The following is an 18,055-nucleotide window of genomic DNA, read 5'->3' on the forward strand; positions in this document are numbered from 1 at the left end:
GGTGGCATTTTTTCATCCTTTCAAAAATCTGAGCATGAGTTTATTGACGATTTCAGGCCGTTCGTGCATCACCCAGTGCGTGACATCCTCCACCCAGTGGATATCTCCTCTTTTAAGCAGCCTGAAGCTTTCTTCTGCCAGCTCCTTCGATAAGAACTGATCCCCCGTCCCCCAGATGATCTGTACGGGCACATCCACATCCCTGCTGAGATCCGGGAAGCTTTTCGGCGCAGCACGGTACCAGTTCAGCATCGCGGTCACCGCCCCTTTTTCGGACCAGGCACTTCTGTACTGTTCCAGCTCTTCTTCGCTGAACGTGTTTTTATTGCTGGTGGCGGTGAGAGCCCGCACCATCATCTGATGATCATTCATGGTGAGGAGTGCCTCGGGCAGTTCAGGCAGCTGGAAGAAGCCGATATACATACTTTTGAAGATCTGTTTGGGATATTTTCTCATCGCCTCCGGCATGACCGCCGGATGCGGGATGTTGACGGCGATGAACTTCTTCACTCTTTCCGACCGGGTCGATGCAAGATGCCAGCCGACCGCCCCGCCCCAGTCATGGCCGGCGATGTTCGCTTTCTCCAAACCGAAATGGTCCATGATGGCGATGACGTCATCACGGAGTTTGTCGATATGATAATTCTCCACCCCTTCAGGTTTGCCGCTTTTGTTGTAGCCGCGCTGGTCGGGGATGATCACCCTGAAACCCACGTCCGCAAGCGCATCGATCTGATGCCGCCAGCCGTACCAGAATTCCGGGAAGCCGTGCAGCAGGATGACCGGCTCCCCCGCCGTCTCTCCTGCAACTTTCATATGCAGATTTACACCGCCTGCGTCCACATACACCGATTCATATTCCTTCATTGAAATCACCTCAATTGAAGTATACCCCGTGCAGCGCTCATGAAATCCGGGTGCACATCCGTTTATCATATGCATTCCGCATGATATCATTAAAGTGACCAGTGATTAATTAATGAGGTGATTACATGAATGATAATAAAATTTCATTCCTCGTCTACGGTGCATTTTTTCTGATACTGCCCGTCATCCACCTTGGGAATCTGCTCATCAATGATGTGCCCCTGCCGCTCATGACTTTCTACAGTCTGCTCATCGTCGCTGTGATGAGTTTCTGCTTTTCCTACCTTGCCCCGAATTTCGGGAAAAATGATGAGACGGATAAGTACAGGATCGTGAGGCGGAGCGTCATCACCGGCTTCATCGCCCTGTTCATATCAATGGCGGTGGGACTGCTGCTTATGGCGCTTGATTTCCTGGGGATCAGTTTATTCCATCTCATCCTGATCTTCATCACCGTACTCATCTCCGCCGCCTTCATATCCGCAGTGATCTATACGAAAAGGAACCTCGAAACACAGTGATGGATGAAGAAATCCCCGTGCAGTGGACTGCATGGGGATTGATGTATTCACGTGTCTTTTTTCCTGCTGCGGTCATCGGAGTCTTTCCTGCGTTTGAAACCGAGTGCCTCCGCCTTTTTGTACAGTGCTTTTGAACGTGCCTTCGAAGCCTTCAGCATCTCGCGCTGACGCTTGCCGATATCACTACTGGATTTCTTGAATGAAGCACTCACCATACAGTCACCCCGCATCGATCTTTACATTCATATTATCATAATAATATGCGAGGCCACAAATGTCAGCGTAAAATTTCAACGTATCGACATCTTCCTCGATGAAGCCGTCGATGCCTTCACTTTGGATGCAGAGCACTCCGACGGTCGCCTGGTTGATCTTGACCGGCAGACCGATGACCGAGCCGTAATTATGGATCGGTGAAAAATCCCCTTCAAAATAACTGCTCTCATTGATGTTGTTCACCAGCTCCACCTCACCGGTCTCCCATATCCTCCCGGCGAACCCTTCGCCCGGGCTGAATTCCCGTGTATCCACCGAAATCAGGTTCACCCTGTGGTATGCGGCCATCTTCAGTTTCCCGTCATCCGCCATGAACAATGTCGAGGATTTGTCGGCACGGTCCCGGTGCAGGACGGTGATCGACTCATCCAGTACATTGTCATAGAACTCCGTGACCCAGCCCGGCCCCCCATCCGCCATCAGCCCCATCAGGGTGCGGATGAGCCGGCTGCTGTTCTTATGGTGCCTGATATATGTTTCACTGACATACTGTATGTCCTCAAGCTCTTCATCCTTCAGCTCCAGTTCATGCAGCAGCGTCTCCGTGAATTCCTTGAGTTGTGCGAGCTCGTTTTGGAGCGCTTTATTGTCCGACCTGATGTTTTTGATTTCCTCCTGCGGCACATCTTCGAACTCAGGGTCATACACCGGGTTGTTGAACCTGAGCCCGAACAGTGATATCTTCTCCGCCGAAGACCTGAAACCCCGGGCCGATGCCACAACCAGCGTGTAAAACCCGGTGACGGCGCAGACGGCGGTGATGATGGTGATGTAGCTGATCCCGATGCCTGTCTGCTCCAGCAGCCTCGCGGTGCCCGCGCTGAAGAGGATCAAGGCTGTCACAACGAAAATAAGACTGATCACATAACTGAAAAAATGTTTTGCCGACATGATAACCCCCCCGCCCATCCAAAACAGAACATATGTTCGTATTAAATATAATACATTTCAGGGAAAATATCAATCGGCAATGCACTGAGGACCGCGTGCAAAGGTGAATGCCGTGGGAGAAGCATCATAAAAATAAAAATATGATGCCCGTTGTAATCAGCGTGCCGCCCGTGAAGAAGCAGCATCTTGCAGCGTCCCTTCCTGAAGGCATCCCTTCACCCTTTGCCCTTGAGTATATGAAAGCAACGCCTGCAGCGATGACGGCCGACATCGCCACATAAATCCATGTCTGATACAGCCAGAAATACATGACGAAGTGGATTGTGAGTGACGCGCTGAATACGAACGGTATCAAAGTGTGATGCTTCTTCGCCTGCATGACGATGATCAGCGGAAGGATCAGCATCTGGCTCATGGCGATCGTCATCACCAGCGAAGTGAGTATGTCACTGCCGGGCCGCTCCGTGAGCGCACCCATCCAATAGGAAATCAAAAGTGCGGCAGGGAGTGCGGCAAGCCCCTGGAATAAAGTCGCATAGCCGGCGGTGTTCGCAGAAGACACTTTCCAGAAAACCCCGCAAATCAACCATGTCACGCCGAATGACATAAGAAAAGCGACACCGTACTGATTCAACTGTGCCAGTTCCTTTAAAATGGATTCCATCCCCACAAATCCCCCTTGATGGTATGACCTGCCTTCATTATATGTCGAGCAGTGTAAAAGCACCATGACTATATTATGTTTAACACCCCCACCCCTTAAGGGTATAGACCATTAATCAATCAAGGAGGGTATTTCATTTATGAAAGTACTTGTAGTAGGAGCAAATGGACAGATCGGCCATCAGGTCGTTGAAAAGCTGAAGGACAAGGGCCACGACCCTGTTGCCATGGTTCGTAAGGAAGAGCAGACGGAGAAATTCAAGGAAAAAGGCATCGAGACGGTGCTCGGCAATCTGCAGGAAGATTTCTCGCACGCATTCGAAGGTGTGGATACTGTCGTGTTCGCAGCAGGTTCAGGCGGTGACACCGGTGCGGATATGACGATCATCATCGACCAGGAAGGTGCCATCGAAAGCATGGAGAATGCCAAGGATGCCGGAGTCAGACACTTCATCATCGTGAGCTCCATGGGTGCCGATACACCTAAGGAATACGATGATATCAAACATTATTTATATGCGAAGCACCGCGCCGATGAGCACCTGAAAGCTTCCGGGCTCGATTATACGATCATCCGTCCGGGCATGCTCGAAAACGAATCCGGCACGGGTAAAGTGAGCCTGTCCGAAGAGAATCAGGAATTTGGCAATGTCCAGCGTGAAGATGTCGCCTCTGTCATCGTGCAGGCGGTTGATGCCGGTAAGGCTGAGAATAAAGTGTACACCCTGCTCGAAGGTGACACGCCGGTCGAAGATCTCTTCAAATAGAATAATGAAATTCATGTCCGCACGGCATCTTCCAGATTGAAGGTATCGTGCGGATTTTTATTGAAATCCCCTGCGCGGTTCGAAGGCATGACGCAGTTTTATTTTCCGGGGACGCGGGTAGACGAATAACAAAATCTGTATAAGGAGTGATCACGTGAGCAGCAGAGATATGCTGGCTTATGCCGGCCATGCGACTTTTTGGGGCCTGCCCCCTTCAAGGGAGGCTGAAGGCAGGGACATCACAGTGATGGGCGTGCCGTTCGAACTGGGTCTGACAAGGCGGCCCGGGGCACGGTTCGGACCGCGCTCGATCCGGGAAGCATCGGTGCATGATATGAGTATGCACTATCCATGGCCTTATGACGTAAAAGAGGACAATGACTTGATCGATTACGGGGACGTCGGTTACGACCTTGGCGAGACACGGCTCAACTACATGCTTGAGGAAAGCTATAAGCATGCACGCAAGATTTTCTCCGGAGGTTCGAAGCTGTTGACCATCGGGGGCGACCACACGGTGGCGTACAGCACGATCCGGGCGGCAAAAGAGAAATATGGGAAACTATCCCTCCTCCATATCGACAGCCACCAGGAGTCGCTCCCGGGCGGAAGCGGTAAGATTTCACGGAATTCATTCGCCCATGACCTCGCTGAAGAAGGCGCAATAGACCCCGGGGCATCCGTTCAGGCATATGTCAGGACGAGTATGCCGAAAGACTTCGAATACAATATCATCCATGCGAAGGAAGCGATGGCACAAGGTCCGGAAGCACTTGCTGAAAAAGTGAAGTCGGTCATTGGGGACAACCCCGTATACCTCAGTTTCGACATCGATGCACTCGACCCCGCCTTTGCGCCCGGAACCGCGACACCGGTGCCCGGCGGCCCTTCCACCACGGAGATGCGCCTGTTCCTGGAGCACCTCGCCGGACTGAACATAGTTGCCGCCGACCTGGTCGAGGTGACGCCAAGCTATGATTCCGGGGAGATGACTGCCGTCGCCGCTGCATCCATTGGAAAAGACCTGCTCCATCTGCTCGCCGAAAACAACGACTGAATCCATATGTAATGGAATAAAGCCCCCGAACCGTTCATATAACGGCTTCGGGGGCTTCATCATATTCAAGTTAAGAAGGATTCCTTCTCTCTTTCGCATTTGCCGGGAAAGGTCCGTTCTTAAGCAGATAAATATGGAATAGATATTCACCCACCGCGATGATGACTGCAGAAATGATTGCAGCAACCGCAACTGTACCACCGCTCATATCGGTCAATGCGAGACCGAGCAGCCATACAACCAGGAATGTCACAACCAGGTCGGAAATGGTCGCCACCATGTTGCCTGCAGCAGGCAGGATGCCCAGATCACCTGCAAGGTAGGAAATTGCACCGAGTACAATCGTCGTCACTAGGATCATCGGCCAGAATGACATATCATATCCGACACCGAGCACAATCCATAAAACGATAAGCGTCATGATTCCTTTGATACCGAGTGCTTTGACGTGTTCCACGAAATTCCCTCCACTTCATAATCAAGAATTATGTTCTGTAGGACTTTACCCGGAAATGTATGTAGAAAACATATATAAATGAAATGATGAAATATTTTAATAATCCGCACACATCAGTATAATGGTATGTAAAACAAGTTAAGGGGAAATTGGATTATGAAAGGCAAGAAAAAAATCAAACCCGACGATTTTGCAGCCGCTTTTTTGAATAAACGCCCCAAAGTCATCTACACCCAGTTCATCGATGACTTAAAAGGGGTCATCACACTCGATCAGTTCGAGAAGATGGTGGTCACCTTCAATCAGGATATCGGGCAGTTTTATTTGAAGCACGTGGCCCATCTCGGTATGCATACACATTATTTGTGGGTCGACGACAAAAGGAAAAAAGCGCTCAGCGTATACTTCGGAGAGGATGGAATGATACATATGCTCACCATGAAACCATTCACCATCTTCGAGGACTATGGGAAAAGTGTTTCAGAAGTTTCGTACTCAATGCCTGTAAAAGAGGAATGGCTCGTCTTCTGGGGCGGCGACAATGAATTCATCAATTATCATTATGTATACGGCGCACAGAGGTACGCCTATGACCTCCTCCAGATGAAAGACGGAAAGACGCATAAAGGGGACCCTCGTCAGAATGAGAATTACCACGCCTTCGGGAAAGAAATCACCGCCCCGGCAGGCGGCAAAGTCGTCAAAGTGGTGAACCATATACGAGATAATGTGCCCGGCGAAATGAATGAAAAAAGACCGAGCGGCAACCATATCATCATCCAGCATGCCCATCAGGAATACAGTATGATCGCCCATTTCAAAAAAGAGTCGATCACCGTCGAAGAAGGCGATATCGTCCAGCAGGGCGACACCCTCGGCAAATGCGGCAACTCCGGCAACTCATCGGAACCCCACCTCCACTTCCAGGTGATGGATAAGGCGAGGGCTGTGAGAGCCAAGTCGTTTCGCATCAGATTTGCCGACGGCAGCACACCCATGCAGGGGGATATTGCCCGGCCGACGCCCGACCAGGACAGAAAGAAGTTCACCCCGGACCAGCTTAAGCCAGCGGCAACAGAGGACGACCGCTCGATCATGGAAGCCGTCTCCGATTCCGTCGCCAAATGGTTTAGACGGTGAATAAAGCCCCGCGCTCCGGGGTTTGATGCGATTTCAGCTGCTGTCTAGCCTGATTCTGTCCGGATATCCTCCGGGGATCCGGATGGAGGGTCGCGTCCTGTAAGCTCCGTCTGGATATCTCCCGGGATTCCGGATGGAACACCACGTCCTGCAAGCCCTGTACGGATATTCTCCAAGATTCCGGATGGAGGACCGCATCCTAGAAGCTCCGTCTGGATGTCCCCCGGGAATCCGGATAGAACACCGCTCTTCATTCAAGCTATCTCACTCCAACTAAAAATCCCGGATGGATTACTCGTTACAAGAGTATCCATCCGGGATTTTAAATATGATTCAAGATTTTTATTCAAACGTGACGTCATCCAGCCTGACTGCACCGGAAGGGTCGACTTCCACGCCGTTGACGGTGCTGTTGTTCACACCGATCATGAAGTTGTTATGGAAGATGTAGCTCATCGGCACTTCCTCAACAAGTATTTCCTGGGCTTCTGTATACGCATCATATCTCACGTCTTCATCGGGTTCGGTGCGGCCCTGATCCAGCAGGTCGTCCAGTTCAGGGTTGGAGTACCATGTCCTGTTGCCTGATGCATCGATGCTGTCTGTATGGAACAGTGCGTATAACCCATAGTCCGCATCACCAGTCACCGTCGTCCAGCCATGGATGAACATGTCCTGATCGCCTGTTGCGAGTATATCAAGGTATGCGCCCCACTCGAACTGTTCGATTTCTACATCAATATTCAGCTCGCCGAGCCTTTCCTGGACGAACAGTGCAGTGTCCCTGATCTCCTGGTCTTCACTGATCCAGATCTTTGTGCTGAAGCCGTCCGCTACATCCGTCTCAGCAAGCAGTTCACGCGCCTGCTCAAGATCGAATGTCCGTCCTTCGAGATCTTCGTTATAGCCCCATACATCAGGTGCAAGCGGCCCTTCTGCCGGCACACCCATATCATCATACACACCGGATATGATCTCTTCTTTATCAATCGCATGGGCGATCGCCTGGCGGACCCTCACATCATCGAAAGGTTCATTTTCCACATTCATGCCGAGATAATTCAGCCTCACGGACTCCCTCTCGACGAGTTCAGTATCCTGACCTTCGGAAATCCGGGACGCATTGGATGAATCGACATCGGTCGCAATATCAATCCCGCCCGTTTCAAGTTCGGCCATCCTCGCACCCGACTCCGGCAGCACGCGGAATGTCACCGTTTCAAAATTCCTCTCCCCGCGCTGGAAATCTTCAAATTTTGTCGTGACCACTTCATCCCCTGCAGATCTTGATTCCAGCATGAGATGGTTCGTGCCGTCTGTTTCTGTACTCAGCACCAGGCCGATATGTTCGGTGATCTGATCCATGACTTCCTCGAATTCATCTCCCCCGGCCTCACGCAGTTCATAATATTCATCAGGCGTCATATCCACACCCGCTTCATCCAGTGCGGCCTGATAGTCTTCATCGATGAGTTCCTTTGAAATGATGCCGGCCGTACTGTGCGCAAGGTGGCTCGGCAGCGGTGCAAAAGGATACTCGGTATGCAGGTTCACTTCATAGTCCCCCACGACTTCCACCTCTTCGATCATTTCAAATAAAAACGTCACAGCCGAGCCGACTGCAAGATCCCTGACCCTATCGAGCGTCGCCTTCACATCTTCTGCCGTGAAATCAGAGCCGTTATGGAAAGTCGTCCCTTCCCTTAATGTCAGATTCCATACATCATCTTCCGCAGCTTCCCATTCATCCGCAAGCCCCGGCTCAAGTTCCATATCCACCGTCTGGAAAATCAACGGCTCGTAAATATTCCGCCGGACCTGTGATGAGGCGGAATCATTCGAACCGTGCGGATCCAGCGTCACCACGTCATCCGCACTGCCGATGACGATGTCACCGGTCGCTTCACCGCCGCTTTCTTCCCCTGATTCTTCCGCGCTTTCCTCCACCCCACCGTCATCGGTGCACGCCTGTAAAATAAAGACCACTGCCAAAATGAACGGCAGGTACAACAATTTCTTCATATGAAATTTCCCCCTTTTTATTTCATTGTAGACATAATGAAAACGCACTTCAATGAAATTTTGAAATTTTCTGAATGAAATGGATGTGGTGACTCCCCCACTGTCTGTAGTATCATAATATATGAATGGATACAGACCATATTGGAATAATTTAAGCAAGGATGATCATTGTGCAAATAATCATGTCCCATGTGAACACCGATTTCGACGCCCTGGCTTCACTGATCGCGGCGAAGAAGCTCCATCCCGAGGCGAAAGTCGTCATCCCGAATGAACAGACGGCACCCGTCAGGCAGTTTCTGACGATCTACAGGGATACTTTCGACATGACCGACGATCACCTGGTCAAATGGGAGGAAGTGACCGGCCTGATCCTTGTGGATACCGCGTCACTCTCAAGGCTCGGCAATTATACGAAGAAGCTTGATGCCGAAAAACTGGACATCACGGTGTACGACCACCACCCGCCGGGCTCGAAAGTTGTCAAGGCGGCCCGCAGGGTGATCGAACCGGTCGGGGCGACGGTCACTTTATTGATAGAAGAGATCATCCGGCGGAAGATCCCCATCTCATCATTCGAAGCGACGCTGTTCGGGCTCGGGCTGTACACCGACACCGGCTCCTTCACATTCCCGAACACGACGGACAGGGATTTCCAGGCGGCGAGCTTCCTGATGAAGAACGAAATGAACCTGGAGATCATCCAGCGCTTTGCCGACTACAAGCTCACACCGGGTCAGCAGGACCTTTTGAACCAGCTGTTCCGCAATGCGAAGACGTACTACAGGGACGGACTGAAATTTCTCGTGTGCGCCTATCAGATTGATGTCTATCTGCGGGAGCTTGCGACCATTGCGGATAAACTGCTCGACATCAGCGGGGCCGACATGGTGCTCACGGTCGTCAAGATGGAGAAGCATGTGCACATCGTCGGCCGGTGCAATTCGAACCGTGTGAACCTGCTGCCGCTCCTTGAAAAGTTCGACGGCGGCGGGCATCCGCAGGCTGGGTCAGCCACGGTCAAAAGGGAGGAGCTTGAAGAAGTCCTCCAACAGGTCAACAGCCACCTCGACCTGATCTTAAAGCCTGCAATCACCGCAGAAGATATCATGGCGAGTCCCGTGAAGATGCTGCCGCCGGATACGAAGATCAGGGAAGCGGGCCACCTCATGTACCGTTACGGGCATTCCGGCTACCCCGTCGTCGAGGATGACCGTCTGATCGGCATCATCACACGCCGCGACCTCGACAAGGCCAATCACCACGGCCTCGGCCATGCGCCGATCAAGGCGTATATGAGCCGCAACCCGAGGACGATCAAACCGGAGACGACGATCGAAGAGATGCAGCGGCTCATCATCGATAACAACATCGGACGTCTCCCCGTCATGGAGGACGGTCAGCCGATCGGCATCGTCACAAGGACCGACATCATCGAAGTGATGCACAACCAGGAGCTGAGCGAGGACCTCAGACGGCCCGACATTAAAAACTTGAAAGAGGAGATGGAGAAGCAGCTGCCGGAAAGCACGAATTCCCTCCTCACCGACATCAGCAGGACGGCGGAGCGTGCCGATATGCGCGTCTACCTCATCGGCGGCATTGTGCGCGACCTCTTCCTCGAACGCCCGAATGATGATATCGACATCGTCGTCGAAGGGAACGGCATCGACTTTGCAGAGCATCTCCGCACCGATTACGGCGGCAGCGTCAAAATGCATGAAACGTTCGGCACCGCCTCATGGATCCACCCGTCAGGGCTCTACATCGATGTGACGTCCGCGCGCCTCGAATATTACGAGCGCCCGGCATCCCTGCCGGATGTCGAGCTGTCCACGCTGAGTGAAGACCTGTACCGCCGGGATTTCACCATCAATTCGATGGCGCTGTGTTTGAACCCTGAAGTGTTCGGCGACCTCGTCGACCCGTTCAACGGCCAGGCGGACCTCAGGAGCAAGACGATCAAAGTGCTGCATAACCTGAGCTTCATCGACGACCCGACCCGGATTTTGAGGGCTGTGCGTTTCGAGACCCGCTTCGACTTCCTGATGGATAAGCAGACCGAGAGCCTCGCACTGAATTCGATGGCGAGGATGCGGGATCTATCCGCCCACCGGATCGTCGAGGAGATGAAGCGGCTGTTCAAAGATGAAGATCCGCCGGGGACGATCAAAAGGCTCTTCAAACTTACTTTCTGGCAGCAGTTCGGCGTGGATGACGGCAGTGCCGAACAGAGCTATATACACGCCGGCCAGCTCAAGATGTTCTATGAGATCCATAAGCCTCCCGCCGGGCAGAAGGCACGTTGGTTCAACTATTTCGCGATCCCCTTCTTCACAAGCAAGAAGATGTATTTGATGAGCCAGTTCTCACTGACCAAAAGGAACAATAAATTCCTCCAGGACATCCGGAACCTCTCGGATATGGAAGGCGTCGAACGCATCAGGGAGCCCGGGGAATTCCACCGCTTCCTGAAACACTATGAGGACGAGGCGATCATCTTCATGATTGCGAAGGAAAACATGGAAAATGAAGATATCATCACGTCCTATTTGAAGAGACGCATCGATATGCCCATCTTTTTGACCGGGGAGGACCTGATCCGGGAAGGCATGAAGCCCGGCCCCCACTTCAGGGGCATACTCCTAGACCTTGAAGTCGCGGTGTTGAACGGCGAGATCAATTCCAGGGACGAAGCCGTCGAGTGGCTGCATGAAAATCATATGAAGTAAAAAACAAAGCAAGGGATGAGTAAATCACCCCTTGCTTTTTTCGTGATAAGACTTTAGTATACGAATTTGATTCTATATAAATGACTTTATGGAAGTGAGGTGCGCGCAATGGAATACACCATGCCGACTCTCCTGATCGTCGCGATCTTCATCAGCCTCGGCATACTCAGCCAGTGGGCGGCGAGGCTTTTGAAATTTCCGGCGATCGTCATCATGTCCATCGTCGGCCTGTTGATCGGGCCGGTGTTCGGCTGGACCAATCCTGAAGAGCTGCTCGGCAGTGAATTGTTCGGCACCGTGATTTCACTCGCGGTCGCAATCATACTGTTCGAAGGCAGCAGCAACCTGAATGCCCGTGAACTGAAGGGCATCTCAATCGCGATGCGGCGCATCCTCACCTTGAATGCACTGATCGGCTGGGCGCTCGGCACGCTCGCCATGTACTACATCATCGGTTTTCCGCTCTCCATCTCACTCGTCCTGGCCGGACTTTTCATCGTCACCGGCCCGACGGTGATACAGCCGCTATTGAAACAAGCGAAGGTGAAGCGGTCGGTCGATTCGATACTCAGATGGGAAAGCATCATACTCGACCCCGTCGGTCCGATGCTCGCCCTGCTCGCATTCTACATCTTCCAATTTGCAGCGGACGGCTTCCAGATGGGGCTCGTGATGGATTACATCATCGGATTTTCCGCAGCGGCGGCACTCGGGTACGGCGGTGCCATGCTGTTCAGGGTGCTGCTCATCAATGACATCCTGCCGCAGAACCTGATGACGCCGATGCAGTTCGTCTTCATCATCCTGATATTCAGCATCAGTGACGCGATCCTTCATGAATCGGGGCTGCTCGCCATCACGATTTTCGGCTTCGTCATGGCCCAGCTTAAAAATCAGCACCTGATCTTCAAGGAATCGGATCATTTCATCGACGACCTGTCACTCATCAGTGTCTCGACGGTGTTCATCCTGATCACCTCATCCCTCACGATGGACATGCTCCAAATCGTCATCGCATGGGAAGTGCTGCTGTTCTGCCTGGTCATGATACTCATCGTCCGCCCCGCTTCCGTGCTGTTGTCCACGGTCAATACGGAGCTCTCGATCCAGGAGCGGCTTTTCGTCGGTGCCGTTGCACCACGCGGCATCGTCGCACTGACCGTCGCGGGATTCTTCGGCGGGCTGTTCACTGAAATGAACGTCGAAATGGCGGAAATGATCGTGCCGGTCACATTCGCACTCGTATTCATCACGGTCGTCGTGTACGGCTTCAGCTTCAAGCCGCTGAGCAAGGCACTCGACCTTTCCAGCCGGAAGCCGCCGGGTGTCATCCTCCTCGGTGAGCATCTGCTCTCGATCAAGCTCGCTTTGAAGCTGAAGGAGCATAACATACCCGTCGCGATCTCCGACGTGCTGGCAAGCAGGAAGTATGATATCGAGGAATACGGCATAGAGAAGATATCCGGCAGCCTGCTCGCAGAATCAGAGCGCATGTTCCAGGATATGACCCGCTTCGACCAGTGCCTCCTTCTCACACGTTCATTCACTTTCAACAACCTCGCCTTCAACGTGCTGAGCGAAGAGTTCGGGGTGAAGAACGTGAACGTCATCGCACCGCCGAAAGACGTGCCGAATACGACGATCGAAGACTGGGAACGCAACCACATACTCTGTGATGAGGACCTGACCTACCGTGTGCTGAACAGGTACATCCAGGACAACGACATCACGGAAATCCCGTCATCTGAACGCAGGAACCTGGATGATGACGACGTCATCCTCTACCACATCAGCAAGGAAAAGCATGTCACCTTCAAATCACTGACTTCCAAAGTGAAGAATTCAAACGGCAGCGTACTCGGCGTGCTGAAAGGTGCAAGGCAGTATATAAAATAAACACCAAATCAAAAACCGCCCGGAACATATTTTTGTTCCGGGCGGTTTCATCATTTATATATTACCCTGTTCCTGTTCTTTTTTCAGCTTTTCAGGGGTGACGTCATTGCCGAGCGGGTCGATGACGGTGAGGCCTGAGAAGGAATCCAGCACCTGACCCCTGATCTGCTTCAGGTAATCTTCCCTGAGCACCCTCTGCTCTTCTTTCTGTTCTTCGGTCAATCCGACCGTCTTCTGTATTCTTGCAAGTTCGTTGATCCTGTCCAATCCTTGAATCATTTTATTTCCTCATTTCATTTAAAATTTAAAAAGCTGTATTTTGGTTCGATGTGTGCCGGGAATTTCGGGACGACGTACTCCCCGAGCTCCTGGATGACTTCTTCAGCCGGCCGGCTGTTCTGCTTCAACGCGATCATCACATGGTTCACGCCTGCCTCCTGATAAGCGTTCAAGTAATCAATCAGGAAATGGCGTCCCGCGCGGAAGCCGACCGGGAGCGGTTTTGCCGTCTCCCCCGGCCGCTCGGATAAGTCGATGGCAAGCGGCATCGCAAATGGTTTGAAGCCTCCTGCCGCCGCCCGCCACTGATTGATGAGTTTCTTCTGGCCGCCGAGATCCTGCGGGTAAAACAGCCAGCCGTCGGTGTTTGCGGCGAGCCATTCCAGCGTCTGTCCACCGTATCCCGTACCGAAGACCGGGATATCCGACATCCCAGGCTTCGGGACGACATCACCTTTCGTGAGGTTCACGCGTTCCGTCTGTATCTTCGGGAACTCCTCACGCCACAGCTGCTTCATCACTTCGATGGATTCCCGGAACAGTTCACCCTTATCTTCGATATCCGTCCTGAAGGCCGGGAACTCGATCGGCCGGTCCCCGCTTGCCGTACCGAATAAAAGCCGTTCGCCCGACAATTTTTCCAATGTCGCTGCGGACTTCGCCGTATGCAGCGGATTCCTGAGTGTCGTCACGATACTGCCGGTGCCGAGCGCAATCTCTTCCGTGTGCGCAGCGACATAGCTTAAGAACATCCACGGGTCGTACAGCCCGCCGACATCACCGAAGTCCGGGTCATAAAGTGGTGCATCCCTTACAAACAGTGATGCAAATCCGTAATCCTCCGCCATTTTGGCAAGCCGCATCTGTTCTGTCGGATCCATCTCCGGGAAGCTCCCCGTATAGGATTCCAGCGGGAACATCAGGCCGAGCGACATTTTATTTTCCTTGAAAGTCCTTTTGAATCCTTTATGGTTTTCAAACCGGTTCATATTTACACCTGATTTCATTTGAATTAAACGACCATCTTCTCATTGATCCAGCTCTGCAGTTCCGCCGTATTCCCGGCAAAGCGCTCCGACTGGATCTCCTCGGTGAGTGAGGCAATGGTTTCCCTCTTAAGCACCCGTTTCCATGATGCTTCCGCTTCCTCCATCAGTTCACCCAGGATGCAGCATCTCTCTGTCTTCTCAAGCTCAAGCATCCCGTCCAATATGCCGCTTGAACTGTAGAGCGACTGTTGCCCCTCGACCGCGACATATATATCGTAGACCCTGATGGCCTCCGGGTCTTTATTGAGCTTGAAACCGCCCTTCACCCCGGTGACGGATTTGATGATATCCGCATTGACCAGTTTCCTGAGCAGTTTCTGCATATATGTCGGCGAGGCGCCGAGCTGTTCGCTGATGACCTCACTGTCGAGCACCGCACGCTCCGGCAGCATATTGAGCAGGAGCACTGCGTATACCGACTGTTCGACACCCGTCTTCATCTGCATGACACTCACCGCATTCCTCAAAATTTTTATAATATGGATAACACTTATCCACAATGGTAATTATAATAACAGGAAAGGAATTCCCCTTCAATCTTTATGCCTGAAAAATAAAGAACACCAAAACCCGTAAAAGGTTCCGGTGTTTCTTATACTATGCCTCCTGCACGGCCTTTCCGCGGACAAGCACCATGAATATGACAAGTGCGGAGATGCTGCAGATGGCAATCACTACTGCGAGCGGCCATGCGGCTTCGTCACCCGCAAGTCCGACAAGCGGGGATGCGACCGCTCCGCCGATGAATGGCAGCAGCCCAAGGAATGCCGATGCGCTGCCGGCAGATTTCTTCTGGTTCTTCAAACCGAGTGAGAAAGCCGTCGGCGAAACGAACCCGACACTCGAGACCACCATGAAAAGCGCGGTGATGATGAAGATGAGCGGCAGTCCGAGTGCGACGACGATGGCAAGCAGTATGCTGCCGGCGAGTGACAGCAGCACCCCGGCCATCATGATCTTCGTCTCCTCCACTTTTCCGGCAATTCTGCCAGACACCTGGGCGGCGATGATGATGCCGAGCCCGTTCAATGCGAATATGAGTGAGAATTGCTGTGGTGATACATCGTAAATGTTTTGGAGGACGAACGGCGAACCTGCGATATATGCAAACATCGCCGACATGATGAGGCTCTGTGTGAACGAGATGCCGAGAAACACTTTATCCTTAAGCAGATCACCGAAAGTCTTCACGACAGCGAACACCGTCCCTTCCGATCTCTGGTCTTCCGGGTGTGTTTCATTGAAGAAGAAGAGCACGGATAGGATGAGCAGCACACCGATCCCTGCGATGATCAGGAAGACGATGGGCCATGAACCGAAGTTCAAGACGAACCCGCCCGAAATCGGCGCGAGTATCGGCGCAGCCCCGCTGACGAGCGCGAGGAGTGCGAAGGCCTTCGTCAGGTTTTTACCCGAGTAGATGTCCCGTGCCGCAGCGCGTGCGATGACGATGCCTGCAGCACCCGTGAATCCCTGGATGAAGCGCAGCGCAATGAAGAGCCCGATGCTCGTCGTGAAAGCGAGCGCGGCCGATGCGGCGGCGTAGATCAGCAGGCTCAAAACAAGCGGCCTTTTGCGACCTTTGATGTCGCTGAGCGGGCCGAACATCAGCTGGCCCACGGCAAGGCCGATAAGACATGTCGTCAGGCTCAGCTGCACAAGGGAAGCGCTCGTTTCCAGATCTTCTGCAACAATCGGCAGCGCGGGCAGATACATGTCCATCGAGATCGGCCCGATCGCCGTGAGTGCGCCGAGCAGTATGACGATCCAGTATTTGTTTTCATTTCCTTTGTTCATATGTACAGTCATGACATTATCCTCTTAAATGATCATTTTATTTACAGAATACATGAAAGTATATCACTCCCCCGCCCCGCCTGCCATGGCGGATGATTAAAAGTCCTTCAAACAGGTTAATGATAAGTAATCTGAATAAAGGATGATGATCATGAAGGAAGCGAAAGAAACAGAAATCATACAGATTGAAGTCGAAGATGACGGCAGGATACCGAACCACTGGAAGCTGCCGCTCCTGATCTACAAGGAGGCGCTCGATTCCGAAGATGATGCCGCGAAGACTTTAAATGAAAACGGCTGGTCCGGCGAATGGCTCGGCTCCGTCCACCCGTTCCACCACTACCACAGCAACACCCACGAAGTGCTGGTCGTAGATTCAGGCACCGCAACACTCCAGCTCGGCGGTGAGCTCGGGGAGAAGGTCGACGTCAGCCCGGGAGATGTCATCATACTGCCGGCGGGCTACGGCCATAAGATGATCGAGTCGAGCGACGACTACCAGAATTACGGTGCCTACCCCGGCGGAGTCGAATTCGACATGAACTACGGCGAGTCGGATGAACGCCCCGAAGTGCTTGATAACATCAAGAAAGTCCCGATGCCAGAGGCGGACCCCATCTTCGGGGAGGACGGTCCGCTCTTCAACTACTGGAATGACTGAGACAGGCAGTAACCCAAAGTCCAGCAGGAACTCGTGAGCCCCGCGAGTACCTGCAGGAAGTTTAACAGGAACTCGTAACACTCGCGAATACCTGCAGGAAGTTTAACAGGAACTCGTAAGCCCCGCGAGTACCTGCAGGAAACTAAATATGTACAGCAAAAAAGAGGATTCATCCATAACATAAGATGAATCCTCTTTCTTCTAATAAAATTCCGGCTTATCCATATGTTCAGAACCCGGTTCGTATACACCGGGGCTCTCCCGGCTGTATTTCGAAGGATCTTCGATGATGTCTATGACCATCCTCGCGACCGCATTGCGCGTCACCTGCGCACCGACGAAAGGTTCGCCCTTGTCCGTCGTGCTGTAAGCTTCATTTCCAGGTTCATTGTACAGCCATGTCAGCCGCAGCAAAGTGTAGTCCAGATCCGATGCTTCAACCGATTCCGCCTTTTCCTTATACACCTGCATCACTGGAAGGCTCCCGATCATCTGATCGTTCCAGCGGCCGAACTCGCCCGCCACATCGTCATATATGTCGAGCACCGACGCAGCAACGAGCCGCTTCACACCACTGTTCTCCATGACCCTGATGATGTTTTCCGTCCCCGTCTCATCCGCCATCTCATTCAGATAGACGATATCCGCACCGCTGATGGCTGCTTCCAGTGCCTGGGTATCATTAAAATCACCATCAATCAGCGTCTCGCGTCCGGAATCTTCGATTTCCAGACGGCGCTCAGCATTCCGTGCGAACAGGACGATTTCATGATCCGTTTCCCGCCTCAAATTGTCAGTCAGCATCCTGCTGATCTGGCCTGCGGCACCAAGAATTACAATTTTCATCTTTCACCCTCCTGATCAATTCTATATCCATCGTATAAGTTCAGATGAGCAATTTAAAGGATTCCGTCCGGAAGTGCCTTACCTCCCAAAACACTTAAATTAGAATCGTTAAAAATTGTATTTACAATTATTAG

General features: G+C 52.3%; 18 protein-coding genes. 7 read left to right on the forward strand and 11 right to left on the reverse strand.

Translation table 11 applies throughout. The features are described from left to right. Positions 1–12: 12 nt before the first annotated feature. Entirely contained in the window at positions 13–867 is an 855-nt protein-coding gene (locus tag CRN96_RS05120; protein ID WP_097039831.1) for an alpha/beta fold hydrolase, read from the reverse strand. Between the two features lie 125 nt (positions 868–992). Between CRN96_RS05120 and CRN96_RS05125 the strand changes: the two genes are divergently transcribed. Beyond that, entirely contained in the window at positions 993–1,388 is a 396-nt protein-coding gene (locus CRN96_RS05125) for a hypothetical protein (protein WP_097039833.1), read from the forward strand. A gap of 47 nt (positions 1,389–1,435) precedes the next feature. On the opposite strand, the gene CRN96_RS13230 is transcribed toward CRN96_RS05125, so the two are convergent. From CRN96_RS13230 to CRN96_RS05135, 3 genes are all read right to left on the reverse strand, one after another. Continuing rightward, the gene (locus CRN96_RS13230; protein ID WP_179647111.1) at positions 1,436–1,603 is read right to left on the reverse strand and encodes a hypothetical protein; all 168 of its coding nucleotides are present in this window, start codon (positions 1,601–1,603) and stop codon (positions 1,436–1,438) included. A gap of 4 nt (positions 1,604–1,607) precedes the next feature. Continuing rightward, on the reverse strand, positions 1,608–2,555 hold the full coding sequence (locus CRN96_RS05130; RefSeq protein ID WP_179647112.1) for a GAF domain-containing protein: 948 nt from the start codon (positions 2,553–2,555) through the stop codon (positions 1,608–1,610). 124 nt (positions 2,556–2,679) lie between these two features. Beyond that, complete coding sequence (locus CRN96_RS05135; RefSeq protein WP_097039837.1) at positions 2,680–3,219, reverse strand: DUF7010 family protein; 540 nt, start codon at positions 3,217–3,219, stop codon at positions 2,680–2,682. 139 nt (positions 3,220–3,358) lie between these two features. Here CRN96_RS05135 and CRN96_RS05140 point away from each other — a divergent pair, with 139 nt between their 5' ends. Together CRN96_RS05140 and speB are read left to right on the forward strand one after the other, a co-directional pair. After that, complete coding sequence (locus CRN96_RS05140; protein ID WP_097039839.1) at positions 3,359–3,985, forward strand: SDR family oxidoreductase; 627 nt, start codon at positions 3,359–3,361, stop codon at positions 3,983–3,985. Between the two features lie 154 nt (positions 3,986–4,139). Then, positions 4,140–5,042 (forward strand): agmatinase, encoded by a 903-nt coding sequence (speB, locus tag CRN96_RS05145; protein WP_218839915.1) that lies wholly within the window; start codon positions 4,140–4,142, stop codon positions 5,040–5,042. 70 nt (positions 5,043–5,112) lie between these two features. Here the strand turns inward: speB and CRN96_RS05150 are convergent, their stop codons facing one another. Beyond that, positions 5,113–5,499 carry a DUF2512 family protein gene (locus CRN96_RS05150; protein WP_097039841.1) on the reverse strand — a complete coding sequence of 129 codons (387 nt, stop codon included), beginning with the start codon at positions 5,497–5,499 and terminating at the stop codon, positions 5,113–5,115. Positions 5,500–5,655: 156 nt separating this feature from the next. Between CRN96_RS05150 and CRN96_RS05155 the strand changes: the two genes are divergently transcribed. Continuing rightward, a complete protein-coding gene (locus tag CRN96_RS05155; protein WP_097039842.1) occupies positions 5,656–6,639 on the forward strand; it encodes a M23 family metallopeptidase in 984 nt (327 codons plus the stop codon). Between the two features lie 342 nt (positions 6,640–6,981). On the opposite strand, the gene CRN96_RS05160 is transcribed toward CRN96_RS05155, so the two are convergent. Continuing rightward, positions 6,982–8,661: a glutathione ABC transporter substrate-binding protein gene (locus tag CRN96_RS05160; protein ID WP_097039844.1), complete on the reverse strand. Its 1,680-nt coding sequence runs from the start codon at positions 8,659–8,661 to the stop codon at positions 6,982–6,984. A 170-nt stretch (positions 8,662–8,831) separates the two neighbouring features. Here CRN96_RS05160 and CRN96_RS05165 point away from each other — a divergent pair, with 170 nt between their 5' ends. Beyond that, complete coding sequence (locus tag CRN96_RS05165) at positions 8,832–11,393, forward strand: CBS domain-containing protein (RefSeq protein WP_179647113.1); 2,562 nt, start codon at positions 8,832–8,834, stop codon at positions 11,391–11,393. Between the two features lie 108 nt (positions 11,394–11,501). Beyond that, on the forward strand, positions 11,502–13,289 hold the full coding sequence (locus CRN96_RS05170; RefSeq protein ID WP_097039848.1) for a cation:proton antiporter: 1,788 nt from the start codon (positions 11,502–11,504) through the stop codon (positions 13,287–13,289). Positions 13,290–13,343: 54 nt separating this feature from the next. On the opposite strand, the gene CRN96_RS05175 is transcribed toward CRN96_RS05170, so the two are convergent. The 4 genes from CRN96_RS05175 to CRN96_RS05190 form a co-directional block, all read right to left on the reverse strand. Continuing rightward, the gene (locus tag CRN96_RS05175; RefSeq protein ID WP_179647114.1) at positions 13,344–13,568 is read right to left on the reverse strand and encodes a DUF896 domain-containing protein; all 225 of its coding nucleotides are present in this window, start codon (positions 13,566–13,568) and stop codon (positions 13,344–13,346) included. A gap of 14 nt (positions 13,569–13,582) precedes the next feature. Continuing rightward, on the reverse strand, positions 13,583–14,557 hold the full coding sequence (locus CRN96_RS05180; protein ID WP_097039850.1) for an LLM class oxidoreductase: 975 nt from the start codon (positions 14,555–14,557) through the stop codon (positions 13,583–13,585). 23 nt (positions 14,558–14,580) lie between these two features. After that, entirely contained in the window at positions 14,581–15,063 is a 483-nt protein-coding gene (locus CRN96_RS05185; RefSeq protein ID WP_097039852.1) for an RrF2 family transcriptional regulator, read from the reverse strand. Between the two features lie 151 nt (positions 15,064–15,214). Then, entirely contained in the window at positions 15,215–16,426 is a 1,212-nt protein-coding gene (locus CRN96_RS05190) for a multidrug effflux MFS transporter (RefSeq protein WP_097039853.1), read from the reverse strand. 139 nt (positions 16,427–16,565) lie between these two features. On the opposite strand from CRN96_RS05190, the gene CRN96_RS05195 reads away from it, so the two are divergent. After that, the gene (locus tag CRN96_RS05195) at positions 16,566–17,075 is read left to right on the forward strand and encodes a cupin domain-containing protein (RefSeq protein WP_097039855.1); all 510 of its coding nucleotides are present in this window, start codon (positions 16,566–16,568) and stop codon (positions 17,073–17,075) included. Between the two features lie 201 nt (positions 17,076–17,276). Here the strand turns inward: CRN96_RS05195 and CRN96_RS05200 are convergent, their stop codons facing one another. Continuing rightward, positions 17,277–17,921 (reverse strand): NAD(P)H-binding protein, encoded by a 645-nt coding sequence (locus tag CRN96_RS05200; protein WP_097039857.1) that lies wholly within the window; start codon positions 17,919–17,921, stop codon positions 17,277–17,279. Positions 17,922–18,055: the final 134 nt, after the last annotated feature.

It is taken from the genome of Salinicoccus kekensis (assembly GCF_900220995.1).
Classification (GTDB): Bacteria; Bacillota; Bacilli; order Staphylococcales; family Salinicoccaceae; genus Lacicoccus; species Lacicoccus kekensis.